Raw genomic sequence first — 25,031 nt, 5'->3', positions numbered from 1 at the left:
TACTCCTAGACTCGGCTTTTGATTATGTCTCTGCCCAACAGGGCAGGTAACACAATCAGGTCTGTCAGTAATGCTGCCAGCAGAGTGGCAATGCTCAGAAAACTTAATTCAGCAATGGGTCTGAAGTCCGATAGCAGTCCAACCGTCAGGGCTACCATTAATATCAAACTGCTGACCCAGACTGCCGGCATCACGCTTTGCCAGACAATGTTCAAAGCGTTGTCTGCACCTGCGACTTTTCTTCGGCGTTGATACTTGATCAATACATGTAATGTGTCGTCGACGATAACACCCATGATCATGCCTATAACTACAGCGCAGCCCAGGGAAATGGGGCCGCCTGTGGCTGACCAGAAGCCGTAAACCAGTAATACCGGAAAGAAATTGCTGAACAGAGCCAGGGCCATGGCTGTCCATGAGCGAAGCAGGGCTCCAATCAATAGCGTGATAAGTAACAAGGCGATCAGAAGCGAAGAGAACATGTTCAGGGCGTTCTGATGACTGAGTTGGGCGAACATCATCTCTGCACTGGTACCGCCCTTAATGGGCAGTGACGGAGCGTGGAGCTCAAGCCACTGTCGAGTCTGCCAGTCGAATGTCATTAGTTCTCTGGCGCTCAATGAATTGAGATGAAGCTCGAGTCTGATTTTTCTGCCATCTGCTGTGATTAATCGTTCCAGCCCGGTAGAGCTGAAGTTGACGAATGGTTGGGCTTTTTTCAGGGCGCCTGGTTCCAGTAAATGTTCTGGCGGCATCAGAATCTGATGAACATCGGTTCTTTCTCTTAACCATTGGGTGAACCGTTGCAGCGCTTTGATTTGATCGAACCTTTTTGTGTCCTGTTCAGACAGTGTGATCACATAATTGAGGGTGGTGGCGCCGGAAAATTGTTGATCCAGCAGGCCGAGGCTGGAGCGAAAAGGATGCTGTTCGGGGAAATAATGAAAGACATTGTCGTCAATTCTTAACTGAGTCAGTGCTGCACTGGAAAGAATCAGTAAAAGAAGGCTTGAGGTGATGAGCTTGCGATAATGCCTTGAGCAAATTGTTTTCAGTCGAACCGGTGAAATTCTGTCCAGAACCCTGCTTGCTTCCTCTTTGCTTATGGTTAACAGGGGCAGGATAAATCTCATCCATGTCAGGGTGAGCAGGTAAGAAAGTACGATGCCAAGGGCAACGCTGATGCCCACAATTTGAATGGGTGGGGAAGGGCTGGTTAGCAGGAATAAAAAACCGGCTGCGGTGGTCAAACAACTTAAAGACAGGGGTGTCAGGTTTTCCTGATAGCTTTTCTCAACGGCTCTTGTAACAGGCTCTCCTGAGGCAATGTGCTGGTACATACCCAGGACGTTGTGCATGGCGGTAACAATGGCCAGAGCAATAATGATAATGGGAACAAAGGCATTAATAGCCGTCAGGCTGACCTGAAAATAACCCAGTATGCCAAAGGCTGTCAGTACGGAGAGGGTACCGGTGGCAATCAATAGCAGAGCAATGGAGATACGACGGAAGATGGCAATCAGTACCATCATCATTAATGCAATTAATCCGGGGGCAAACAGTTTGACGTCATGCTTTACCACATCGATATAAGCGGTGTTCAGTGCCAAGGCACCACTTAAAAGACTGTGGGTTCCCAGGGGGCGGTTCAGGTGTTGATCAACCAGATCGTTTACCTGTTGATTGAATAACAGGATTTCTTTGGCGTCTCCCGGTGAATCCAGAGAAACGTCCAGAACGATTAGGCCCGACCGTCGGTCTTGGCTGACTAATAACGATGCAACGGTTGCTTGAAAAGGCGTCTGGCTTTCAATCGGGGAAGCAAACTCATCTTCGGGGTCAACGATATAAGCTTCAAAACTGGTGCTGTACTTTACAGAAGGAAGAGACTCCAGAGCCTCCTGCAGTGAGCGCGCGGCTGGCAGTATACCCGGGCTGTCATCCAGTGTATTACCTTCCGGAGCGGTGATGATGATAACCAGCGGTTCATACAGGTTGAAGGTTTTACTAATGTCATCCAGCTGCTTAACCCTGTCGTCCTGTTCGGAAAAATAGGCCCTGTAGCTGGCATTACCTTTCAAGTCCGTTATGCCGGCTATGGCAAACAGGAAAAGGCTCATAACAATCAGTAATACGATTGCTCTGACAATAATAGGTTGATCATTAACTCTCACCTCACCATCAATCCTTTTGTGGGGACGGTTTGATACTGAATGAGCAGTGCGTCCAGTATTTCATGTCCCGAATCATTATTATTCAACGAAATGCTTTTCATTGTTTATTACATGACTCTACGACGAATGAAAGGTTCTGGATTCAATCAATCTTCGTTTCAATGAAATTTAAGGAGTTCAGGGAAATGGGGAAGCGTTCAGTGAAGAAACGAATCGGACTTTTCACAATACTCGGTCTTGTTCTTCTATTGGCGGGGTGTGTGTCATTGAATGGCCAGCCGGTTTACCAGAAAAAGGGGGTGGCTCTGGAGGGGTATGATGCTGTGGCCTATTTCAACGAATCCAGAGCAGTGCCCGGAGTTTCAGGGATGGCTGCAGAATATCAGGGCGTAACCTGGTATTTCAGCCGTCAGGAAAATCTCGATCAGTTTCTTGAGAATCCGCAACAGTACATTCCCCGTTATGGGGGGGTTGCGCTTATGCGATGGCCAATAATCTGGTGGTAAAGAGTGATCCCAAAGCGTTCACTGTCAAAGATAATCGTCTGTATCTGATTTAGCGTCAGGGAACGATGGCTCGATCAGGTTGAGAAGTATATTCAGGATGGCGACCAGAACTGGCAAGAAAAGCAAGGAAAGGTAAAAGTACAACAGTAGGCTGGCCGAGGGCGTTATACTCACTCTTCCGTTTTGATTGTTCACTCAGGACCCCCGCATGCCCAACCATCAGGCAGTCAAAGATGCCTTGAATGATTTTCATGAAAAATTCAGGCGTTGTTATGAGATTAAGCATCAGTCACTGCCTGTTATTGAGCATGACAGTGACTGGCCGTCTCCCTGTGAACAGCAGGAAGTGGCTGATTTGGCAGAGGTGAGCTGGCAACCCGTGGTTTGTGAGCCCCGGTTAGACTTTGACAACATTGAGTCTGCGCTGGAGTTGGAGCTTCATCCGGATATCAAAGCCTATTACGGAAGTTTTTACTCTGCGAACTTGCCTGCCAGAACCGGAGAAGGGGAGTTGGAGTTGTTGTTTGCCTGGAGTTCAAAGGATTTTGAACGGTTACAGGAAAACCTGTTGGGGCATATCTGGATGAAGCGGAAACTGCGTCAGCCTGTCACTTTGTTTTTTGCCGTTACAGATATGGAGGACATCAATCTCACTCTGAATAATGAAACCGGAGAAATCTGGGCTGAAAAAGTCGGCAAGAAACCTCATCGCAAAGTGGCGAGCAATATGGCTGAGTTTCTTAACACACTTGAGCCTGTCGTGTAATCAGTCGGGACTGGTTCACATCTGTCCTTGCATTCGCTTTTTAAGATATCCATAGAGCCTGCATAGACCACTGTGAATCACGATATTTCACTGGCAGTGTGGCTGAATTTGAAGTGTGTTCGAAGAGTGTGTGATGAACTTCTAGGAGGCTGACCGAGAATAGCGTCCGAGCATAAAATTCAGTAGAACGAGTCAGCTTTTTCACTGAATTTGTGCGAATAGTTGACCTATTTAAGCAAATTCAGTGGAAAAGATGGCCGTTCTTTCTGGATTTTAGGCCGGGCTGTCTATTCTCGGTCAGCCTCCTAGGATTCATTATTTGATCAGAATCAGGTCTTGCAACAGGGTGGGTCCAGTCCTGTAAAATAACCGTAAACTACTGTTAATAATTGTATCTGGTCGTATAATAAAGTTTATTGTGCTCAGAATACTCAAGATGGATTCTGGCAGTTAATTTATTTGATGGTCGTTTACGGTAGCCACCATGAGTGAAACGGGAATGTTTCCAGCTGAGATCAGGGAGAGCAGGTTCATGGGAATAACAAAATCAACAGGCTGATTGATAGCTGGCATGAAAGCCAGTAATACTGAAACTATGTTTAACCCATTTGCACTATTGCTCACACTTTGTATGTTGCCGGGACTGGCTCTGGCTTTTGAGAACCGGTACTCCGATTATGACCCGACACAGGCTGACTCCCCCCCGGGTGTCTACGGTCAAGCCTTTGAATACCGGTTAGATGTTCAGCCTTTGATGGGGTGGACTCAACTGGAAAATGTCACGTTCTCTCTCAGACAGGCAGGCAGCCAGACTCCGGACGTGAATGGCCTGTCTTCTGACAATTCATCTTTTGAATACAGTTTTGGCTTTTTGGCGCCTGCCGCAAGAAACCTCGTAGGGCAGGCTCGCAATGTCTTTGATTATCTGACCACTTTTTCTGGTTTATCGGCTGTACAAAAGCGACTGAGCTCTGCAGAAGAAGCCAGTAAGCAACCAGGGCCTCTGGAAATGCTTTGGAGCCAGAAGCCGGAAGAGTCTTCCTTGCCTTCGGCGCGCTTCAGTTTTAAAGAAATTGAGCCCGTCCACTCTTTTGAAAAGGATCTGGTGTATCAGATGGATCTGTCCTGGACCTGGTAAATGAATAAAGGGCTGATATTCAGCCCTTTATTGTTATTCCATATCCGTGATATTCAGGTAGGTCATGGTCTGGTTCAGCAATAGATAACCAATTTCTCCAAAAGTGATAGGGCCGGGAAAACCGGCTTTTTTGCCTTCCAGCTCACCGTATAAAAAGTTCAGCACACAGTTGCAGGAAAACACCACGTCACTTTTGGCCACGGGCAGGTTCGATGTAAACTCCTGGGCGTAGTCATCCAGCGGAATAGCCAGTCGATACTTTCTGCCCTTGAAAACCGGCGCATAGAACTGAACCTTTCCTGAGTCTTCATCAATATTTTGAATGCAGACATTGATACTGGCGCCTGCATAGTCACAAATAATGGGAGACTGGATATCCAACTTACGGTCTTGAATGAACTGGGTGAAGTTCATGGGTTGGCCGTCCACCTTACAGTCTGTTACCTCAAAGCTGTTGTCATCGAATTCAATCAATGGACTGTCAGGGTTGGGCTTATGTATGTTGAAGATTTCCAGATCAGCCATCTGTCCTTCGGGTAGTTCAAGGTGCAGAGCGACAGCCTGGTCTGAAGATGAGCTGCCATTGGTTCCGTTGTAGATCTTTGGCTGATCTTCAGAGTTCAGGTCTTTACCACTGACCCAGCCCAGTACCGGAGCATCGTAGAGGCCTTCAAAGTCTGGTGCTTTCAGTGCGTAATCTGAATGTACCTGAGAGAAGGCCGGGATCACCAGGATAGTAAACCCGTTCTCATAGCGATCTTTAGTGATCTGGTGCAGGTTGCTGGCGTCATACTGTTTAATGGTATGGCCTTTTACATAATCAGAAAGCACATCAACATAGATAGCCTCCTGCTGGAAAAGGCCCTCATCTTCACTCATAAAATAGGGCGTGGTTCCTGCAATCCAGTGGCCTTCGGGCAGCTGGGACAGTACTCGTTCGTCTCCGGCCAGGGAAAGCACTTTCCCCTCTTTGATCAGTTTTGAGACGGCTTCAACAGATTGAATTTTTTTCATGGTCATTCCTTTATCCGTAATTCGGTTCCGTCCGGGTTACCACTGTTTGAAAATGGTGGTCAGATCGCTGCGAAAGCCCTTGGGGTATTTGAGAAAGTACTGGTAGAGATATTCGGTGGCTTCATCCAGTGTCATGGAGCCCGATTCCATATTGCGGGTGACCCGGTCAACCTGCAGCTGAAGAACATACTTGTCCATTTTGATTTGTCCCTGAGCCATGGCGGCCCACTCCGGGCGGTCTCTTGGTGGTATGGCGTCTGACATAGCTTCCCATCCGTGAAATACACTTGAAATGTTATTCAGGGTTTCGACGAGTGCAGAGGCGACTTTACACGCGAGCAATGCATTCTGATGGATGGCTGAACTATTTCAATGTGAACGGCCTGAACTCATGCCACTATTGGTTGAATACAATGCATTATGAAGAAAAATCTTTATCAGGCCAAGAAATACCCTGAATCTGAACAATTGGCCTACTTGGCGATTAATGATCGTCGGGCTGTTATTGCTCTGAAACGACGCTGAACTTTATTCTTCGGTATTTTTAAATTAGGTTTTAAGTAACAGGATCATTTATGAGAAGGGACTCATGAGTATTCAGGTTGGTGACCATCTTCCAGATATAGATATCTACGAGTACATTGATGACGGCTCCCACCCAGAGGGGCCGAAAATATGGCGCTTGCCCGATCTGGCACATAAAAAAAAGGTGCTGGCCATTGGTATTATTGGTGCTTTTACTCCGATCTGCTCAAGTAATCATGTTCCCGGCTATATCCGGGCTTATGATGAATTCGTCAAGCAGGGTATTGATGAATTGTGGTGTATTTCGGTCAACGATCCTTTTGTGATGTGGGCCTGGTCTGAGGAGATGCGGTGCCGTGACAAGATGCGTATGCTCAGTGACGGTTCGGCTGAACTGGTCTCCTTGATGGATGTCACCCTGGATTTGTCTGGCCGAGGGATGGGGGTGCGTTCAGACCGATTTGCCATGGTCGTAGATAATGGCGTGATTACTGACTTCCTGAGAGAAGATCCGGGTCATTTCTGTTACACCGATGCTGACACGCTTTTGGCGCGGCTTTGAGTCTTCAGGGAGAGATCGGCTTAAACATGTGATCGAAGTCGTTGGCCAGTTTCTCCTGAACGGCTTTTTCTTTTTCCATGGCAAGAACCGGTTTCAGTTGTTCGGCGACTTCAAGCAGGTTGGATACCATGTTGTCCAGTAGCTGCTCCGTCAGCAACTCTGTGGTCGCGCGATAGGACAGAACCAGTCTTTCGCCTACAGAATCCCATCCCAGTACGCCTCCCCGGGTTTCCAAAGCATAGGCATTGAGTTTCATGGCGGTTTCGATTCGTTTGCGTCGTATTTCACCCCGGCCAATTTCAGTCAGTTCAATAATAATAAAGACATCATCGCAATAAGCCGGGGCTTCAACGGAAACGGGCAGCTCGTTGTCAAAAACAAAGGCGCAGACACGTCCGGAGTCGTCCAGAGCTTCTTTTCCTATGCCGACTTGCTTCATCCAGTTTTGCAACAATTCTATTCCAGTCATCCTATCCATCCTTATACGGTCATTCTCTGTCGCTGGTACTCCGACAGGCTAGGGTAAGGTTGAGATCTATCCATAAAGGCGTATGCCCGTTTTCTCCGGGAGTCTGGCTGGTTCACAGGAGGATCAGCGAGAGAACTTCCGGGAGATTGCACGACTGAGGTCTGTCCTTGGGGCTTAAGTTTGGCCATCAGCCACAGCGTGCCTGATTTGATGCGCTTGGCCAGTGCTGTAAGGCCGACCACATGAGCCAGTGTTTTTGCTGTCTGTTTTAACTGCAGCCCCTTGTACTTCACCTTGTCCTGATAAAGGACTTTTTTCAGGGTTTTCAGAGCTGTCTGTTCCGGGGCCAGCTGCAACTTTTTGATGGTGTTTTCGGTCAGTCCAAAACGTCTGAGAAACACAACCGCTTCTTTCAATTCTTCGCCATCTCCGGATCGTAGTCTGCTCAGAAATGCTTTTTCAGCGACGCCAATATTTTCTTTGGCCATGGATTCCATAGAACGGCCTGACTGCATCAGAAGGTCTGATTTTTCTCTGGCCTTTGCCAGCTTGCGGCCATGCCATGCTGTCAGAGCTGTGCTGCCAATAGAAACAGCACCTGCTGCTACACCCGCACCGATAAATGCGGCGGGAGCCCCGACTCCGGATGCTGTCAGACCAATGCCAACTCCAGTCATGGCCAGATTGACCGTCGTGTTGACCAGATGTTTTCTTGCCGTAAACGTTCGTTCCTGTTTTATGTGGTCAGCCAGAGCTTTTAACAAAGGGTCCTGAGTGGCAGATTTGGCTTTGGCCAGGTTATTCAGGGCGCTGACCTGAGAGCCTGTGCGAATAGCGGAGTAAACGGTATTGATAGCGCTCAGTGCTATGCCAAGTCCCGGCACCGCTCGTGCTGCAATCTTGCTGGAACTTTCTGCCAGTAACATGGCCGAGTGAGTGGTATCGGTTGCCTGTTCTGACAGTCCGGCTACTTGCGTCAGACGGTCCAGAACAACCTGGCCCTTGCTTCTGGACAGGTCTGAGCCTTTCTTTCCAACCAGTGTTTGCAGTCGTTCATGTCGCTCTTGATGGTTTGCACCGCTTTTGAAAGATCGCTTTTCCGGGTCGTAATCTTCCAGTAACGCCTGGGACTCTTTTCTGCTGCTGTGGGCCCCGATGTCACGCACCGCGTTGTAGACTGTTTCACCGGCCGATTTGATAAACATTAATCCCTGGGCCGCGATATTGATGGCGCTAAAAGCGGTAAAGGAACGACTGAATCCTTCGTTAGGGATTTTATAGGTGCTCTCTGCAGTCTTCTGATATTTGGATATCTTCATGCCCAGCAAGGTAAGAGAGGACGCTTTACCAATCAGATGTCTTGCCTGGCCAGCGGCTACTGTCGCTTTGTCGGAGAGATTGCTGCCTTTTTCAAAATGAATCTGGTTGTTGCCAAATACAATGTTTTTCGAGAGGTTGAAAACTCTGCTGGGCGGGTCGGAAAGTGACAGGTTTTGACTACCCTGAGGGCTGACGCCGCCAATCAGGCTGGAGCGGCGAACATTAGAAGTCAGCTCTCGATGAGCGGCAGCGACGTTTTGAACAGAGTGTCTGTTGACTGGTGTTGTTGGTCTGCCATTAATATTCATTGGGTGGCCAGCCTGGGCTGAGCCAGTTGTGCAATGGTCTGCTCTAATACAGCCATCAGATCTTTTTCCTTCCGCTGTAGCTCCAGTGCACCGGTGAAGATGGCACCTGACATATGGCGCATCATAACAATGGCTTCGTTGAGACTGGATCTAAGGGTCTTCTGTGTGCAATGGAAGTTCAGCTGTAAGCAAAGTTGCTGATTGAGCGTGGCTAGCTTCAAGGGAGAAACTCTGGGAGCCAGAGCTAAAGCAAAGATTTCCAGGTCTTCACTGGACTCAGTATCAATGATCGTCAGCATTGATAACGATAAATGTTTTTTATCCGTCTGATTCAGTACCAGCTCGGACAACAGGTTTTGAGACAGGTTGAAGGTCAGTATGGATTCCTGCTCATTAGGCAGGCTGGGAGAGAGTCCTTGAACATGCAAGTGCATGGCGATGGTTTTGAGAACGGGCTGGTTCATGACAACATCTCCTCATAACAGTTTTCGGAAACATAATCTGCCATACGCCTGGCGTTTGAAAGCGAGATGCCTCCGCGCTCCAGACGGCGCAGAGGTTCATCAAGCTGTAGCAAAACCAAGTCCACGGCATCCAGATATTCAAGAGCATCAGGCAGAATATCCCTGGCGCAGATGAAACTCTCGCGGATAAGAATATTGCGGGATTGCAGGTCAAGTTGAAGAGAAAGCTGAGGCAAGGTCATGGACAACTGGTGCAGGAATGAAGCCAGAGGAGCCAGTTCCTGGATCTGAACCAGAGGGCGCTCCAGAACAGTGGTCATTGAAATATGACTGGAACTGTCCCGGGCAAGACCATCATTCAGGACAATATAGGTGATCCGTCTCTGATGGTAAGGGGTGGACAGTGAGGTTTTAAGAACAATATTACCCGGATTCTTACTGATCACAGTAAACTTCAGGCCCAGATCATTGAATGTCTTCCTGAAGTGCATGGCCTGTTTTTGCAAGAGCTTGCTGTGTGGAGTCATTAACCGTCAGCTCATATGCGTCATCCTTGTCACTCTACTTTTCTATAAAATGAGACAATCATCAAGTCATAGTTAAGATTTACAGGTCAGATCGCTTGCACCCCTGTAAGGACACTGGTATCAATGAACAAGGGCAGGTTTGCATTTAACCGACAGTTTGCCTGCAGAATAGGGAAATTCACAACTGCTGGTGGCTTTTTTCCAGCCAGGAACGAGTATGTTTGATAACAAATCCGTTTTAATCACCGGTGGTTCTGGCTCATTTGGGAAAAAGTATGTGGAGACTCTGCTGGCTCGTTACAAGCCCGGCAGAATCGTCATTTATTGTCGGGATGAGCAAAAGCAGTATGAAATGCAGCAGCGTTTTAATGGCAGTTGCATGCGCTACTTTATTGGTGATATCCGAGATTGTGACCGTCTGATGCAGGCTATGAATGGCATTGATTATGTGATTCACGCGGCTGCCCTCAAACAGGTTCCTGCGGCTGAATACAACCCTATGGAATGCATCAAGACCAATATTCATGGGGCAGAGAATGTCATCAAAGCGGCACTGGCTAATAATGTTGAGAAAGTGATTGCGCTCTCGACTGATAAAGCGGCCAACCCGATTAATCTGTATGGCGCGACCAAACTGGCTTCAGACAAACTGTTTGTCGCTGCCAACAATATGGCAGGTGCTCAGAAAACCCGTTTTTCTGTGGTTCGTTACGGCAATGTAGTGGGGTCCAGAGGCTCAGTTGCTCCTTACTTCAAAAAGCTACTTGATGAGGGCAGTGATTTTTTGCCCATTACTGATCAGCGAATGACCCGCTTCTGGATTACGCTCCAACAAGGTGTAGATTTTGTACTGAGAAATTTTTCAAGGATGCAGGGGGGAGAAATTTTTGTACCCAAAATTCCTTCCATTAGAATTATTGATCTGGCTTCGGCCATGGCACCTGGCTGTGAGTTGAAAATAACGGGTATTCGTCCCGGAGAAAAACTCAATGAGATTATGTGTCCGGCAGACGATTCTCATTTAACCATTGAATTTGATGATCATTTTGTTATTTCACCTACTATTACTTTCCATAAAGCCAGTAATGATTTTACTCTGAATGCAATGGGTGAAAAGGGAGTACCTGTTGAACAGGGTTATGAATATAACTCGGGCACTAATAAACACTTTTTAAGTGTTCAAGAGGTTGCGGACTTTAACATGATGGCAGGTGTAGAAATTTGATTCCCTATGGACAGCAATCTATCAATGATGCTGATGTCAGTGCTGTCGTTGATGTGTTGCAGTCTGATTATATAACCCAGGGAAATTCAGTACCTGCTTTTGAAAAGGCACTTGCCACCGTTTGTAATGTTCCTCATGTGAATGTGGTGAACTCGGCAACCTCTGCGCTCCATCTTGCCTGCAAAGCTCTGGGCCTTGGCCCTGGTGATACGGCCTGGACGAGTCCTGTTACGTTTGTAGCTTCAGCCAATTGCATTCGATACTGCGGTGCTCAGGTCGATTTTGTCGATATTGACCCTGAAACGTTTAATCTCTGTCCCAAGCGACTGGCTGAAAAGCTTTCTCATCATTCCAAAAATGGGCTGCCATTACCTAAGCTGGTTATCCCTGTCCATATGTGTGGGCAGTCTTGTGATATGTCGTCTATTCATAAGCTGGCGCAACAATATGGTTTTAAAGTTCTTGAGGATGCTGCTCATGCCATTGGTGCAAGCTATCAAGGTCATCCTGTCGGATGTTGTGAATACAGTGATGCTGTTGTCTTTAGTTTTCATCCGGTAAAAATCGTGACTACCGGGGAAGGAGGGGCAGTACTGACCCAATCCAGAGAAGTGGCTGACAGAATTGAGCTATTAAGAAGCCATGGTATCACGAGAGATCCGGAAAAAATGGATCGAGAACCGGATGGCGGTTGGTATTATCAGCAGCTGGATCTTGGATTTAATTATCGCATGACCGATCTTCAGGCTGCTCTTGGGGTGAGTCAGCTAAAACGCCTGGGTACATTTATTGAGACCCGACGACAACTTGCAGCTCGCTATACAAAGTTGTTATCTGATGTACCCTTGAAAGTGCCGAAAGTTGCAAACGCATGTTCTTCTGTCTGGCATCTTTATGTGATTCGCTTGAAGTTAGAGGAGCTGTCTCTCAGCCATAAAGAAGTGTTTGAACAAATGAGAGATATGGGGGTGGGTGTGAATCTACACTATATCCCTGTCTATCAGCAGCCCTATTATCGACAGTCTGGTTTTCAGGATTTTGCTTTACCAGAGGCTGAAGCCTATTATCAGGAAGCAATGACTCTACCTCTTTTTCCTGCCATGACAGAACTGCAGCAAGACACCGTCATAAAAACACTCGCCAAAATCCTGAGCTGATAAAGTGTCAGTTTTCCTTTCTCTATTCTTTCCCTACTACTTTGAAAGTCCAAAAACAGGGCAGGGACTATTCGGTTGTGTGAACTAATACTTATCCATAGTCTTTTATTGCCAGCAGTGGCGTGGCAGAATAGCCCCGAAAAATAAAATCAATAAAGGCAGTCCGGGCTGAAGATAAGGATGTTTGAAAACGCTGAGGCTGACTGCACTTACTGGGTAATTCACTGACAACCTGATTGATTCATGGATGAATAGTTATAAATTTGCGCTGATTCTTGTCTGCTCATTGCTGGCCGGCTGCTCGTCTATTGTTGCAACCTACATTGGCGAAGCTGGCAGTATTCCCTACAGTGATCTTGCCTCAGAGGCGAAGCAGGATCTTCCTGAGTTTGAAAAACATCGATTCTGTTCTGAGCGCCAGAGTGAACTCTGTATCAGCTATTTTTATGGCAAGCCCTTCGATAAAAATAAGTTACGCTACAACGTTGAGTTAAAGTCGGGCGGTAGAACCAGTGCTGTTGAACTGGATCTTGAAAAGCATTCCCTTGATAGAAACTATTCAGGTCAGGTGGTCTTGCTCCATGGATATCGGGTTTCCAAGGAGTATATGCTGACTTCTGCGCTTTATTTCAGGTTTCTGGGGTTTGATGTACTGGTACCGGACTTGGCCGGACATGGAGAGTCTACAGGAGGTAAACAGTATGGAGTGGGTGACAGCAAGGTCATCAATGAACTGATCAGTTCTGTCTATAAACAAGACAAACCGTTGTATCTCCTGGGGAATTCAATGGGGGCTGCTGCAGCCGTCTATACGGCAAAGCTTCGAAAAGATGTTGAAGGCGTTATTATTCAGGCTCCTATGCTTCCATTGGATCAGGCTGCAATCCGTTTTTTCTCGGTAAAATACCCTGGTTTAACCTGGCTGCTGCCAAAAGAGAGGGTCAAAGAAGGCGCGATTATGGCCCTGCAAAAGGCTAATGTGACACTTGAGGAAACTCATCTGGAGCCTGTTATTGAGTCGTTAAGCATCCCAGTTCTTGTTTTTGTTTCGTCATCCGATGAAATCTCTCCGTACAGCCATTTTGACCATATGGATTCGAGCCGGGTCAAAGTGATTGAAGTCAAAGACCGAAATCATCCCAGTATGATGGTGATTGGAGATAACGAAAGTGTGCATTTGCTGGAATGGCTTAACAGGCGCCATGTTCTGGCTCAAGAATAATGATAAGAATGCGTGCTCTGGTGCTTGATATTCTCGGTGACTCCTTTTCAATCAAGGTAGCCTTGATCGCTGGTGTTCTCGGGGTCGCTGTTGGGTAAGTGCTATGTCTATCAGATTTGTTTTTGTTGTCTATTTATTGATCATTTCCTTCTCTAGCCATGCCAAAATTTACAGCTGGGTGGATGAAAAAGGGGTCAAACACTTTAGCAGCTATGCCAAAAGTACCGATGCTGAAGAAGTACAACTGGAAGCACCAGTCTCTCAGTGGAAAAAGACAGAGATAAAGATCATTGATGAAGGTTTTGATCTCACTGAGAGTGAACGAGAACGAATTCGCAGGGATGTTGTTGCAGTCTATGAGTTCTTCGACAAAAAATTGTATTTTGATATCTACAAAACAGTGCCTGTCTCTATAAAAGCTTTTGGAGACAAGCAGGCTTACGTTGAGTACATCAGAAATCACAAAGGGATCTCCAGACAGTCCAAGGATAATTCACATAACACTCTGGGAATCTATTTACCGAAGTTCAATGAAATTGTTATTTACCAGCAAAAGTACCGGGAACGTTCTTTTTCTACGATCAAGCATGAAGTGAGCCATGCTATTACGGATACTCTGACCCCTTTCGTGCCGTCCTGGCTGAATGAGGGCATTGCTGAGAATATGGAAACCATAGGGTTTGAAAAAGGTGGCTTTTCTATTGGCCCTCATCTCATCAACTATAACCACATGAAAAAGCACAAAAGAGAATCAAAACTTTTACCGGTAAAAGAGTTTTTATCGCTAACCAGTAAGGAATGGCGGAAAAAGAATATCCGTTCTGGCTATGTCATGCAGACACAGGCAGGCGAATTAACAAGAATGCTGCTGTCCACGGATACCGGACTCAACTTTATCAGCCGATTGATGCACAACTATAAGAGAGGCGATAAAACCATCGCCTTCTATCTGGTTGACGATGAATACTTTGGCGGTACTGGCATGCTGGAAAGCAAGTGGAGTCTGTGGGTCAATAGAAAACAATCTGATTCTATCGCGTTGTGATATTAAGAATTTTCTCTAAAAAATCCCCAATTTAACCATTAGCTCCGTTCACCCTGAGCCTGTCGAAGGGGGGCTGGGCTTCGACAGGCTCAGCCCGAACGGGGCTTGGTCAAAGAAGGAAAGTATTTCCAGACTGTTACCGAGGGGTTCCTATCTGCGAGTAGGCGACAACATTTTTTGACCTGGATCGGGGGGGCGATTTATTCATCATTATTGCACTCTGGGCTTTAAGGTCATCGGAAAGGACTATGCTGACGAGCCGCTGCTTGAGTTAAATTTGGCTTCTTTCTTATCCCGATAGACAGTAGGGAAAACATGATCATAAAACGTAAGGGTCATCGTTATATTGATGTTGAGTCCGGTAAAACTCTGGATGCCTGGTTTCCGTTAGAGAGTCAGGAAATATCGCGATCTTGTCTGGCAGAAAAATACGGTGTGGTTCAAGGTGAGTCCTTTGAACTTGAAGTTGATACGGTAGAGTCTGGCCCGACATCAGCTGAGGATGCTTATCTTCGCCTGCATCTGCTTTCTGAACGGAGTGTGCAACCGAATCAGATTAATCTGGAAGGGGTTTTTGGTGCTCTGCCTAATGTTGCCTGGACATCAGCCGGTCCGGTCTTTCCTGAACAGGTGAATCGTCTCAGGTCACTGGTGAGTCAGGAACATCATCATCTTCAGGTGAGCTCAATCGATAAGTTTCCTCGCATGAGTGACTATGTGGTGCCTGTCGGAGTTCGAATTGCTGATGCTGACAGGGTAAGGCTGGGGGCACACCTTGCCTCAGGTACCACTGTCATGCACGAGGGATTTGTTAACTTTAATGCGGGCACACTGGGTCCTTCCATGGTAGAAGGCAGGGTTACGCCCGGCGTTGTGGTGGGAGAACATTCTGATATTGGTGCAGGTTCATCCATCATGGGTACCTTGTCTGGCGGCGGGAAGCAGATCAATCAAATAGGGCGTAATGCCTTGCTTGGAGCTAATGCCGGTATTGGTATTTCTCTGGGGGATGACAGTATTGTTGAAGCTGGACTTTATGTGACGGCAGGCACCAAAGTGAAGTTGCCTGATGGGCAGGTTGTCTCTGCTCGAGAGTTGTCTGGAAAGCCCAATCTGCTGTTTAGACGGAATAGCCAGACAGGTGTTGTAGAAGTTCTGACGACTGATTCAACCCGTTGGGGTGGCCTTAATGAATCTCTGCACAGCAATGACTGATAGCCTGTTCTTCAGGGGAAGGTAAGGAGTCTTCTTTGAACAAGATCCAGAGAGCTTATCTTGATCGTTATCTCGATAGTTTGTCAGAGCAGGAGAGAGTTCACTACACAACATTCAGCGCAGACTATTTTTGCGCTGATGAAAATAATGCCAATCTTTGTGCTGAGTTGGTTAGACAGGGAAAGAAAAAAGCGACATGTGGCATGAAGCTCTGGTATGAACAGGGGATGGAGCAGGCGCCTGAGTCGGGAGATTTGCTGGTAGTCACAGATTGGCTTGGTAATCCTTCTTGCATTGTTGAGTTTACAGAAATTACAGAGTGCCGTTTCTCCGAAGTCACTGAAACATTTGCTACAGCAGAGGGTGAGGGTGACCTTTCACTCAAGTGGTGGCGGGAAGCGCACCGAGAGTTCTTTTCCAGGGAGTGTGAAGAGTTGGGCATTCCTTTCTCAGAAGAGTGTGAGCTGGTTCTGGAACACTTTCGGTTGGTCTACAGCGAGTGACTGCCTGTCACTTAAAGTAATAGAGGCACTGTGGCCTCTATCTTAAGACTGATTACGGGGTGAAGTCACAGGATGGTCGAGATTTCATCCAGACTCTTTTTGCTGATATTGGGTACACAAACCCCTTCCGCCGGTTTTCCAGCAACAATAATCATGTAGGGTTTTTCGTGGACTGGACGATCCAGAATTTCGTTCAGAAACTTCATGGGGCTGGGTGTGTGGGTCAAGGTGGCCAGCCCGGCATTATGCAAGGCAGTAATCAGCATGCCACAGGCGATACCCACAGACTCAGACATATAATAATGCTTCCGTTTGCTGCCATCGGGGTCTACTGTGTGTTTCTGGGCAAAGACCACAATTAGCCAGGGAGCGGTTTCCAGAAAAGGTTTATGCTCATCTGTACCCAGGTGAGAAAGGGCATCCAGCCACTCTTCTGAAGCCCTGCGGGTGTAAAATTCCCGCTCTTCAATTTCGGCACCTTCGCGAATCTGCTGTTTAATTTCTGAGCTTTTAACCGCAACAAAATGCCAGGGCTGCATGTTGGCGCCACTGGGCGCACTGCCTGCGGCCAGAATACAGTTTTGTATGACTTCATTAGGAATGGGCTCTGAGCTGAAGTCGCGGACTGTCCGGCGTCGCTTGATGTTATTCAGAAAGGTACTCGAACGTTCCCGCATTTCCGGTTCTGAATAATCGATAAAACCTTCGAGAGGAATGAAGTCAGGGTCTTTCATGGTGTACAGCCTTTGCTTTTATTATCGGGTCATCTTAACGGATTTTTCCCTTCTGACAATGTTTGAAACGATGGATATATCCGTGACAGGTATTGATCCAAGACATTAGAAAACAGCCTGAATTTGTCCTATGTTTCAAGAGCATCTGGCAGGAGAACAACGTGGAAATCACACTGAATCACACCATTGTGCCCTGTTCGGATAAGGTCTTTTCTGCCCGATTCTATGAGCGCATTTTTGGTTTCCAGTTTCTGAAAGTTTGGGGACACTTTGCCCTGGTCAGGGTCAACTCTAGTCTGACGCTGGATTTTGATGAAAGCACCGGGTTCAGTCATAACCATTATGCCTTCAAGGTCAGTGATGGGCAGTTTTCAGAAATCTTTGAAAGGGTGAAGTCGGAAGGTCTTGCTTATGGAAGTGGTCCTGGCCATCTTGATGATGGCCAGATCAACCACAGGGATGGTGGCTCCGGCGTCTATTTCCACGATCCGGACGGACATGTTCTGGAAATTCTGACCCGGGATTACGAAATTGATTGAGCCAGCTGGCTCAATCAATACTCAGTCTTACAAGGTGCTGTCAGGTTGTTGCTCAGGACTGGCATCAATAAAGGCCTTGAGTTCATTGCAGTGCTGGTGGATTCTCCGGATTTTTGGGTACTCCGTTAACGGCACATTGAATCTCAAGGCGTTATAGACCTGGGGTATCAGACAGATGTCGGCCAGGGTTGGAGTGTCGCCGATGCAGAAAAGATCATCACCCAGCTGCTGCTCAAAGGCATCAAACCCGGTTTTGATCCAGTGCTGATACCATTCGGTCTTTTGCTCGTCACTCACCTCAAACTCTGATTTAAGATATTTCAGAACTCTCAGATTGTTCAGAGGGTGTATATCGCAGCTGATGATATTCGCCAAACTGCGAATCTGGGCTTTCTGCCAGGCATCACCTGGAATAATCGCAGGTTCGGGGCAGGTTTCTTCCAACCATTCCAGCATCGCCATGGATTGAATCAGTCTGCCATTGTCGACTTCCAGTGCCGGTACCAGGCCCTGAGGTTGAATACGTTTGTAGTCATTCCCGGTCTGTTCTGACTTCAACAGGTTAACCGGCACCAGTTCGTGATCCAGTCTTTTCAGGTTCAGGGCGATCCTGACCCGATAAGCTGCAGAAGACCTGAAGTAGCTATATAGCTTCATAGAGTTATCCCTTTGCTGGCAGAATGGTGGCCGACACGTCTCCAAAACCAATTCTTGCGGCACCTTCTTTTTCGCACCAGCCTCTCATGACAACAGTATCGCCATCTTGCAGGAAGGTTCTCTGTTCACCATTAGTCAGGGTCAGAGGTTGCTTTCCACCCTTGGTCAACTCCAGCAATGAACCGGCTTCTTCAGGTTTTGGACCTGACTGTGTGCCCGTGCCCAGCAGATCGCCAGATTGCAGGTTACAGCCGTTACTGGCGTGATGAGCCACCATCTGTCCTATAGTCCAGTACGAATGTTTGAAGCTGGATTGAGACAGCTTTTCCATACACTGTTTTTGCGCTACCGGCGTCTGTGAGCCTTTCATGCCAGGTGTCTGCAACAGAACTTCCAGTTGAATATCCAGAGCTCCCAGAGTGCTGTTTTGTTCTGAGCTCAGATAAGGCAGAGGTTGCGGATCTTCTGCGGGACGCAGATAGCCCGTTCGGTAGGGGGCCAGTGCTTCAAGCGTCACTATCCAGGGAGAGATGGTGGAGGCAAAGCTCTTGGCCAGAAACGGTCCGAGAGGTTGGTATTCCCAGGCTTGAACGTCCCGTGCAGACCAGTCATTCAGAAGACACATGCCGAATACATGTTGATCGGTTTGATCCAGTGGGATGCGGTTGCCCATTGGATTACCCTGGCCGATGAACACCCCCATTTCAAGCTCATAATCGAGCCGTTTACAGGGACCATAGGAAGGTTGATCGGCATCCGGTGCTTTGGTTTGTCCTGCCGGGCGGTGAAAAGTCTGTCCTGACACATCAATGGAAGAGGCTCTGCCGTGATAACCAATAGGCACCCATTTGTAGTTAGGCAGCAAAGGGTTATCGGGTCTGAACAGTGAACCGACAGCGGTAGCGTGATAGATAGAAGAATAAAAGTCAGTGTAATCACGAATCTGGCAGGGCAGGGCAAATTCGGCTTTTGCCATGGGGACCAGACAGGGCTTGAATTGACTTTCCAGCGTTGAGCCTGTTCTCAGTGCTCTGGAAAGACTTAGTCTAAGGGCACTCCAATATTCAAAACCCAGTTCCATCATAGGGTTAAGATTCTCATGCTCACAGGCTGTCAATGCATCGGCTGCTTTGCCTTCAAAAGGCTTGTGGGCGGCGGCTGCCTTGAGGTCAAGAATCTGGTTGCCAATGGCCACACCGCATCGGAAAGACTCGCCAGCTACCCTGAAAACAGCAAAAGGCAGGTTCTGAATGGGAAAGTCGGAGTCCGGTTGATTGGCGCAGCTGACCCAGCTGGTATGGTTAACGTCATGGGTCTCGTTCAGTGAAATCATTGTTTATCCTGAAAGCATTGAGAAAACAGGGAGCCGGCAATAATAAAAATCATAGGCCGGTACTCGTGATTATTCTTGTTAGTGACTGTCGAACTAACCCGGGCATTTCATAAAGTGTCGAGCTTCTCGCAGTCTTTACTCTGGTTAAAGCGACTTTATGAATTTTCCGGGTTATGGCTTCTGGTTTGGGTCAAAGTGTTTCTGCAGGCCAGACCAGCATTTAATATAGTCTTTTTGTCGTATGTCGCTTTCCATGGCAAATTTAGATGGTACATAGACGTATCGGGATTCAAACATAAAGGCCAGGGTATTTTCATAACGTACGGGCTTCAGATCCGCTTCGCTGGCCTTCTTGAACACGTCTGCTTCGGGTCCATGAGGTGACATGCAGTTATGCAAACTGCTCCCGCCAGGGACAAAGCCTTTTTCTTTGGCGTCATAAACACCGTGAACCAGTCCCATGAACTCGCTCATGATATTGCGGTGATACCAGGGAGGACGGAACGTGTTTTCTGCCACCATCCAGCGGGGAGGAAAAATGACGAAGTCCAGATTGGCAACCCCGGGTGTATCCGATTGAGAAGTCAGAACCGTAAATATAGAGGGGTCAGGATGGTCGTAGCTCACCGTATTGATGACATTAAAGCGAGACAGTTGGTATTTATAAGGCGCTGATGTTCCCACCCAGGCCACCACATCCAGTGGGGAGTGATTGAGTTCGCAGGCATAAAGGTGGCCCGAGAATTTGCAGATCAGTTCGAACTCACCTTCTTTCTCCTCATACCAGGCAACGGGGTATTGGAAATCCCGGTCATTGGCAAAGCCATTGGCGCCAACCGGACCACGTTCCGGCAAGGTGAGCGGGGCTCCATAGTTCTCGCAGAGATAACCGCTGGCTTTTTCTTCTAGCAGGTCCACCCTGAATTTAATCCCTCTGGGAATCACGGCAATGTCTCCCGGACTGACCTGTAATCGACCCAATTCAGTACAGATCATCAGAGCGCCTGCCTGTGGGACTATCAGTAACTCGCCATCGGCATTGTAAAAGAAACGCTTTTCCATGCTCTGATTGGCCGCATACAAATGAATGGCAGTACCAATCTGTGTACTGGCATCACCATTAGCTGCGATTGTGGTCAGACCACTGATAAAATCAGCAGGTTGTTCCGGAGCAGGCAGCGGACCCCAGCGAAGCTGACTCGGTGTAGGCGGCAGATCTCTCAGCGGCGCTGTTTTCAGCAGGGGGTTATGGTCCCAGGACTGGTAGTCTCCCTGAACAGCAGAAGGTCGAATTCGATAGGTCCAGGTCCGGCGGTTCTGGTGTTTGGGCGCGGTGAAAGCCGTCGAAGAAAATTGCTCTGCGTAGAGTCCATAAGGGACTTTCTGAGGGCTGAAGCAAGCCTTGGGCAGGGCGTCAGGCAGTGCTTCTGTTTCATGCTCGTTACCAAAGCCCGTCTGGTATTCAAGATCATCAGGTAATGTCATCAAACTGAACCTATCATTTTTCTTATCGTGAAAATCTCTTCACCACAGTCAGTGATGAAAAAATATTTCATTCGTTTATGACGGATTATTATAGAGCCTCAGTGGTTCTACACTGGACGGATCGCATTCAAGTCTTCTGCCCGGGTAAGGTGGAAGCAGGTTGTTCAGGCTTTGAAGATCTTCCATTTTTAGCCAGTCCTGAGAGTTTTGTCCATACTGATTCCTGATTTTCACTCTCCCAGCGGTTCTCCAGCAATGTTAATATCAGGTCAATCACTCGCTGTGAGCCTGAAATGATGAATAGAAGACTGCTTTGAGAACTGACTTGCCAAATACCGAGCCTGTACAGAATGGCTTTCTTTTAAGCCGACACTCTCATGACCGAAAGCATGACCGAAAGCATGACCGAAAGCATGACCGCACGGGGGGGCAGGCCGAGATTATTTTATGGGTGGTTACTGACACTGGCCCAGTCAGGCTGGTGGTTGAAGGCGAACGTCCTGTCTGTTTTGTTGTAACTTCTCACATTGAGGCTCTGAAGGCAGAGTTTACAAAGGCTTTTCCGGGCGTCGAGTCCAGGCCACTTCCCCTGAAGAATTTTCATCATGAACCTGTAACGGCCCTTTACTGCAAGGGAGTGGGTCAGTCTTTTCAGATGCATGATTTTCTGCGCTCCAGAGGCGTCGAGTTGCTGGAAGCCGATGTCAGGCTGGCAGACCGGTACCTGATGGAGCGGTTCGTATACGGAGGGTTGGCATTTACCGGTGACCGGGTTCAGAAATCAGGCTATCAGGAGTGTCGTAATGTCAAAATTCGGCCAACTGAATTCAAGCCGAACTTCAAAGTGATTTCTCTGGATATTGAATGTTCAGAACGTGGTGAGCTCTACTCAATCGGTCTTTCAGGTCAGGGCTATGGTCAGGGCTATGGTCAGGTGATCATGGTGGGAGATCAGGAGCCGGTAGACTGGATACAGTGGGTCGCCGATGAAAAAGCACTGTTGGAATCTTTTGAAGAAACGATGAAAATTCTGGATCCGGATATTGTCATTGGCTGGAATGTCATTAATTTTGATTTTCGTCTGCTGCTCAAGCGAGCAGAACGGCATGGGATGCGATTAAGACTCGGCAGAGGGCAACAGCCCGCCAGCTGGAGAAATCGTAGGGGTGAAACGGATCAGGGTTTTATTACGATACCGGGTCGTATGGTGATTGATGGGATTGAGGCCTTGAAGGCGGCAACTTATCAGTTTGACAGCTTTAGTCTGGAGTTTGTGGCTCAGACGCTGCTGGGGCGGGGTAAGGCGACAGAAGACGTTGATAACCGGATGGCGATTATCAATCACGACTTTCGTCACAACAAAGAGAAACTGGCTCGTTACAACCTGGAAGATTGCCGGCTGGTTGAAGAGATTTTTGAGCACACCAATATTCTTGACTATTTGAGGCTACGCAGTCAGCTGACGGGACTGGAGCTGGATCGCATGGGAGGCTCAGTTCAGGCCTTCACCAATCTCTATATGCCCCGTTTACATCGTGCGGGCTATGTCGCACCGAATTTACCAGAAGACGGTGGCTTGGCCAGCCCCGGCGGTTATGTGATGGACTCTATTCCGGGTTTGTATCGCAATGTCATCGTTTTGGACTTCAAGAGTTTGTACCCTTCCATTATCCGGACGTTCAAGATAGATCCTCTGGGGCTGGTGGAAGGGCTAAAAGCGCCAGAAGGCACCATTCCCGGGTTTCGTGGCGCTCTGTTTTCCAGAGATCAACATTTTCTGCCTGACATTATTTCGTCTCTTTGGGTTCAGAGAGATGAAGCGAAAAAGCAGAAAGATGCAGCTCGCTCTCAAGCGCTGAAGATCATTATGAACTCTTTCTATGGTGTCCTGGGTTCTGGTGGTTGTCGTTTCTACGACACCCGTCTGGCCAGTTCCATCACTATGAGAGGGCACGAAATCATGCAGCAAACGGCCCGCTGGATAGAAGAGCAGGGCTATCAGGTGATTTATGGCGATACTGATTCTACGTTTGTGCTCCTGAGCGAAACCTATTCCGATGACGAGGCAAGAGCCACCGGTAAAAAACTGGAGCAAATGATTAATGATCGCTGGACCGCCAAGCTGGAAAAGGATTTTCAGCTGGCGTCAGACTTGGAACTTGAGTTTGAGACCTGCTATCAACGTTTCTTAATGCCAACGATTCGCGGAGCAGATACAGGCAGTAAAAAGCGTTATGCCGGTATTAAAGCAACCTCTTCAGGGCAGGAACTGGTATTCAAGGGGTTGGAGACTGTGCGTTCTGACTGGACGGCACTGGCAAAGTATTTTCAGACAGAGCTCTTTTCTCTGGTGTTCGCTGATCAGTCTCCGGAAACGCTGGTGAGGGAAACAGTAGAAAAAACACTGGCCGGTGAATGGGATGACAAGCTGGTCTACCGTAAGCGACTCCGGCGTAATCTCAAGGACTATGTTAAAAATGTTCCTCCCCAGGTCAGAGCCGCCAGAAAAGCAGACGAGATGAACCAGTCACTGGGAAAAACGCTGAAGTACCAGAGGAAAGGCTGGGTTCAGTACGTGATGACAGTCAATGGTCCTGAGCCGCTGGAGTACCGTACCAGTCCCATCGATTATCAACACTACATTGATAAGCAATTGAAGCCGGTAGCAGACGGCGTTCTGCCTTTTATAAACCTGGATTTTAATACGCTTATTGATGAACAGATGGGACTGTTCTGAGGCTCTGCCATCTGCCTCAGGCTTCAGTTTTCTTCTGGTCCAGCTTGAGCCAGTCAATCATCACACAGGCAATAAAGGCAGTAACGGCATAACCGCCCAGAAAAATCATGGGCATTACCAGATAGCCAAGGGTATACCAGATGGCGGTTTCCAGAGCACTCATACATGAACCTCGCTGTTGATCAGATCTATTAAGGCTTTGTTTCGAGCATAGTTACTATAGAAAATCTGCTATAAAAAATGTCTGTATCGTCAGCAGTGGGAATGCAGCTAACAGCATCACATTCTTCATGTGACGGGTATATAGAAGATTATAGTCGTAAATTACCAGCCCGGAACGCCAGACATATCAGGCAGTTTATGAGCAATGCCTTTATGGCAGTCGATGCAGGTCAGCTCACCTGAAGCCAGAGCCGTGCTGTGCATATGGGCCGCTCGTTTGGATTGCAATGAAAAGTCCATTGAATCAAAGTTGTGACAGTTACGGCATTCTCTTGAATCGTTCTTTTTCATACGATCCCATTCTCGCATAGCCATTTGGAGACGATGTTCCTCAAACTTTCGAGGGGTATCGATCTTGCCGGTAATTTTGCCCCAGAGTTCCTTGCTGGCCTGAACCTTTCGTACAATTTTGTGTGTCCACTCATGGGGAACATGGCAGTCCGGGCAACTGGCCCGGACACCGGATCGATTGCTGAAATGAATGGTGGTTTTCATTTCCTGGAAAACCGTATCTCTCATCTCATGACAGCTCGTGCAAAAGGCTTCGGTGTTGCTCATCTCCATCATGGTATTGAACCCGCCCCAGAAAATAATGCCGGCAAAAAAGCCGAATGCCAGAATGATCCAGAGAGCCAGTGCGAGAGGGCGGGTAAGGAAATGCCAATATCTCTTCAGAAATTCAGGGATGGGCAATTTCATGGCTTTTTCAAACTCTCAACGGGTTGGTAGGTATTGGGTACCAGAGGTTTGGCATTAGCCTGCGGAACATGGCACTGGGTGCAGAAATACCGTGATGGCGAAACATCTGCGAGTACCTTACCGTCCCTGTCTCTGAAGTGAGAGATACCAATCCGGGGTGCTCCAGTACTGGCTGCATTTTCCCAGGCATGGCAGGTCAGGCATTTATTGCTGTTGGCCGTGATCTGATAGCCACGAATAGAGTGGGGGATCAATGGAGGTTGTCCCACAAATTGCAGATCCATGGGGACTTGTTCTTTCGGATATTTTTTCAGATCCGGAGCGGCGGGAACTTCTCCCACAGGAGCAGCCCCCCGCAAGGATTCAACCTCTTCTGGTGGAGGCTGATTATCAGCTCCCTGTAATACAGTAATACTGGCCAGGTACAAAATGATGGCAGAGACAGGTAGCCAGAGCAGGCTGACAGTTCGACGGTTCATGCTTCA

Annotated in this window: 26 protein-coding genes; 12 read left to right on the top strand and 14 right to left on the bottom strand. The window is 47.8% G+C overall.

Going from position 1 to position 25,031, the window contains the following annotated elements:
- Positions 1 to 5: 5 nt before the first annotated feature.
- Positions 6 to 2,174 carry an efflux RND transporter permease subunit gene (locus GZ78_RS21650; protein WP_034840858.1) on the bottom strand — a complete coding sequence of 723 codons (2,169 nt, stop codon included), beginning with the start codon at positions 2,172 to 2,174 and terminating at the stop codon, positions 6 to 8.
- 185 nt (positions 2,175 to 2,359) lie between these two features.
- On the opposite strand from GZ78_RS21650, the gene GZ78_RS21645 reads away from it, so the two are divergent.
- The 3 genes from GZ78_RS21645 (at position 2,360) to GZ78_RS21635 (ending at position 4,584) form a co-directional block, all read left to right on the top strand.
- A complete protein-coding gene (locus GZ78_RS21645; RefSeq protein ID WP_152558877.1) occupies positions 2,360 to 2,680 on the top strand; it encodes a YHS domain-containing (seleno)protein in 321 nt (106 codons plus the stop codon).
- Positions 2,681 to 2,888: 208 nt separating this feature from the next.
- Positions 2,889 to 3,446 carry a SecY-interacting protein gene (gene syd, locus GZ78_RS21640; RefSeq protein ID WP_034840854.1) on the top strand — a complete coding sequence of 186 codons (558 nt, stop codon included), beginning with the start codon at positions 2,889 to 2,891 and terminating at the stop codon, positions 3,444 to 3,446.
- A 571-nt stretch (positions 3,447 to 4,017) separates the two neighbouring features.
- A complete protein-coding gene (locus GZ78_RS21635; protein ID WP_034840851.1) occupies positions 4,018 to 4,584 on the top strand; it encodes a hypothetical protein in 567 nt (188 codons plus the stop codon).
- A gap of 33 nt (positions 4,585 to 4,617) precedes the next feature.
- Here GZ78_RS21635 and GZ78_RS21630 read toward each other — a convergent pair whose 3' ends face one another.
- Positions 4,618 to 5,598 carry a DUF6976 family protein gene (locus tag GZ78_RS21630; RefSeq protein WP_051786427.1) on the bottom strand — a complete coding sequence of 327 codons (981 nt, stop codon included), beginning with the start codon at positions 5,596 to 5,598 and terminating at the stop codon, positions 4,618 to 4,620.
- Positions 5,599 to 5,634: 36 nt separating this feature from the next.
- Positions 5,635 to 5,862 (bottom strand): hypothetical protein, encoded by a 228-nt coding sequence (locus tag GZ78_RS21625; RefSeq protein WP_034840844.1) that lies wholly within the window; start codon positions 5,860 to 5,862, stop codon positions 5,635 to 5,637.
- A gap of 325 nt (positions 5,863 to 6,187) precedes the next feature.
- Here GZ78_RS21625 and GZ78_RS21620 point away from each other — a divergent pair, with 325 nt between their 5' ends.
- Entirely contained in the window at positions 6,188 to 6,685 is a 498-nt protein-coding gene (locus GZ78_RS21620; protein WP_034840843.1) for a peroxiredoxin family protein, read from the top strand.
- A gap of 4 nt (positions 6,686 to 6,689) precedes the next feature.
- Here the strand turns inward: GZ78_RS21620 and GZ78_RS21615 are convergent, their stop codons facing one another.
- From GZ78_RS21615 to GZ78_RS21600, 4 genes are read right to left on the bottom strand one after another with little or no spacing between them, the layout of a single operon-like run.
- Entirely contained in the window at positions 6,690 to 7,154 is a 465-nt protein-coding gene (locus GZ78_RS21615; RefSeq protein ID WP_034840841.1) for a CesT family type III secretion system chaperone, read from the bottom strand.
- Between the two features lie 11 nt (positions 7,155 to 7,165).
- Positions 7,166 to 8,782: a hypothetical protein gene (locus tag GZ78_RS21610; RefSeq protein WP_034840839.1), complete on the bottom strand. Its 1,617-nt coding sequence runs from the start codon at positions 8,780 to 8,782 to the stop codon at positions 7,166 to 7,168.
- Positions 8,779 to 9,246: a hypothetical protein gene (locus GZ78_RS21605; protein ID WP_034840836.1), complete on the bottom strand. Its 468-nt coding sequence runs from the start codon at positions 9,244 to 9,246 to the stop codon at positions 8,779 to 8,781. The genes GZ78_RS21610 and GZ78_RS21605 overlap by 4 nt, the downstream gene beginning before the upstream one ends.
- Positions 9,243 to 9,773: a hypothetical protein gene (locus GZ78_RS21600; RefSeq protein WP_034840834.1), complete on the bottom strand. Its 531-nt coding sequence runs from the start codon at positions 9,771 to 9,773 to the stop codon at positions 9,243 to 9,245. Before GZ78_RS21600 ends, GZ78_RS21605 begins: the two co-directional genes overlap by 4 nt.
- A 217-nt stretch (positions 9,774 to 9,990) precedes the next feature.
- Here GZ78_RS21600 and pseB point away from each other — a divergent pair, with 217 nt between their 5' ends.
- From pseB to GZ78_RS21570, 6 genes are all read left to right on the top strand, one after another.
- On the top strand, positions 9,991 to 10,998 hold the full coding sequence (gene pseB / locus GZ78_RS21595; protein ID WP_034840831.1) for a UDP-N-acetylglucosamine 4,6-dehydratase (inverting): 1,008 nt from the start codon (positions 9,991 to 9,993) through the stop codon (positions 10,996 to 10,998).
- Positions 10,995 to 12,155 (top strand): UDP-4-amino-4,6-dideoxy-N-acetyl-beta-L-altrosamine transaminase, encoded by a 1,161-nt coding sequence (pseC, locus tag GZ78_RS21590; protein WP_034840828.1) that lies wholly within the window; start codon positions 10,995 to 10,997, stop codon positions 12,153 to 12,155. Before pseB ends, pseC begins: the two co-directional genes overlap by 4 nt.
- A 247-nt stretch (positions 12,156 to 12,402) precedes the next feature.
- Positions 12,403 to 13,377, top strand: coding sequence for an alpha/beta hydrolase (locus GZ78_RS21585; RefSeq protein WP_034840824.1), 975 nt, complete (start codon positions 12,403 to 12,405; stop codon positions 13,375 to 13,377).
- Positions 13,378 to 13,480: 103 nt separating this feature from the next.
- Positions 13,481 to 14,422 (top strand): DUF4124 domain-containing protein, encoded by a 942-nt coding sequence (locus tag GZ78_RS21580; protein WP_051786426.1) that lies wholly within the window; start codon positions 13,481 to 13,483, stop codon positions 14,420 to 14,422.
- Between the two features lie 315 nt (positions 14,423 to 14,737).
- A complete protein-coding gene (locus GZ78_RS21575) occupies positions 14,738 to 15,637 on the top strand; it encodes a DapH/DapD/GlmU-related protein (RefSeq protein ID WP_034840821.1) in 900 nt (299 codons plus the stop codon).
- 35 nt (positions 15,638 to 15,672) lie between these two features.
- Positions 15,673 to 16,140 (top strand): ASCH domain-containing protein, encoded by a 468-nt coding sequence (locus tag GZ78_RS21570; protein ID WP_034840819.1) that lies wholly within the window; start codon positions 15,673 to 15,675, stop codon positions 16,138 to 16,140.
- A 65-nt stretch (positions 16,141 to 16,205) separates the two neighbouring features.
- On the opposite strand, the gene GZ78_RS21565 is transcribed toward GZ78_RS21570, so the two are convergent.
- A complete protein-coding gene (locus GZ78_RS21565; protein WP_034840817.1) occupies positions 16,206 to 16,874 on the bottom strand; it encodes a nitroreductase family protein in 669 nt (222 codons plus the stop codon).
- A 161-nt stretch (positions 16,875 to 17,035) separates the two neighbouring features.
- Between GZ78_RS21565 and GZ78_RS21560 the strand changes: the two genes are divergently transcribed.
- Positions 17,036 to 17,413, top strand: a complete 378-nt coding sequence (locus tag GZ78_RS21560) for a VOC family protein (protein WP_034841116.1) — start codon at positions 17,036 to 17,038, stop codon at positions 17,411 to 17,413.
- A gap of 27 nt (positions 17,414 to 17,440) precedes the next feature.
- Here the strand turns inward: GZ78_RS21560 and maiA are convergent, their stop codons facing one another.
- The 3 genes from maiA to hmgA form a co-directional block, all read right to left on the bottom strand.
- Complete coding sequence (maiA, locus tag GZ78_RS21555; protein WP_034840816.1) at positions 17,441 to 18,070, bottom strand: maleylacetoacetate isomerase; 630 nt, start codon at positions 18,068 to 18,070, stop codon at positions 17,441 to 17,443.
- A gap of 4 nt (positions 18,071 to 18,074) precedes the next feature.
- Complete coding sequence (fahA, locus tag GZ78_RS21550) at positions 18,075 to 19,403, bottom strand: fumarylacetoacetase (RefSeq protein ID WP_034840814.1); 1,329 nt, start codon at positions 19,401 to 19,403, stop codon at positions 18,075 to 18,077.
- A 171-nt stretch (positions 19,404 to 19,574) separates the two neighbouring features.
- Positions 19,575 to 20,888 (bottom strand): homogentisate 1,2-dioxygenase, encoded by a 1,314-nt coding sequence (gene hmgA, locus GZ78_RS21545; protein ID WP_034840811.1) that lies wholly within the window; start codon positions 20,886 to 20,888, stop codon positions 19,575 to 19,577.
- 313 nt (positions 20,889 to 21,201) lie between these two features.
- On the opposite strand from hmgA, the gene GZ78_RS21540 reads away from it, so the two are divergent.
- Positions 21,202 to 23,625: a DNA polymerase II gene (locus tag GZ78_RS21540; protein WP_236631645.1), complete on the top strand. Its 2,424-nt coding sequence runs from the start codon at positions 21,202 to 21,204 to the stop codon at positions 23,623 to 23,625.
- 16 nt (positions 23,626 to 23,641) lie between these two features.
- Here the strand turns inward: GZ78_RS21540 and GZ78_RS28510 are convergent, their stop codons facing one another.
- From GZ78_RS28510 to GZ78_RS21530, 3 genes are all read right to left on the bottom strand, one after another.
- Positions 23,642 to 23,788: a TIGR02808 family protein gene (locus GZ78_RS28510; protein WP_081869983.1), complete on the bottom strand. Its 147-nt coding sequence runs from the start codon at positions 23,786 to 23,788 to the stop codon at positions 23,642 to 23,644.
- Positions 23,789 to 23,949: 161 nt separating this feature from the next.
- A complete protein-coding gene (locus tag GZ78_RS21535) occupies positions 23,950 to 24,546 on the bottom strand; it encodes a NapC/NirT family cytochrome c (RefSeq protein WP_034840806.1) in 597 nt (198 codons plus the stop codon).
- Positions 24,543 to 25,025 carry a nitrate reductase cytochrome c-type subunit gene (locus tag GZ78_RS21530; RefSeq protein WP_034840804.1) on the bottom strand — a complete coding sequence of 161 codons (483 nt, stop codon included), beginning with the start codon at positions 25,023 to 25,025 and terminating at the stop codon, positions 24,543 to 24,545. Before GZ78_RS21530 ends, GZ78_RS21535 begins: the two co-directional genes overlap by 4 nt.
- Positions 25,026 to 25,031 lie beyond the last annotated feature (6 nt).

The sequence above is a fragment of the Endozoicomonas numazuensis genome, from assembly GCF_000722635.1.
GTDB lineage: Bacteria > Pseudomonadota > Gammaproteobacteria > Pseudomonadales > Endozoicomonadaceae > Endozoicomonas_A > Endozoicomonas_A numazuensis.
Note: the sequence above shows the minus strand (reverse complement) of the source record. Positions and strands in the feature narration are given on the sequence as shown.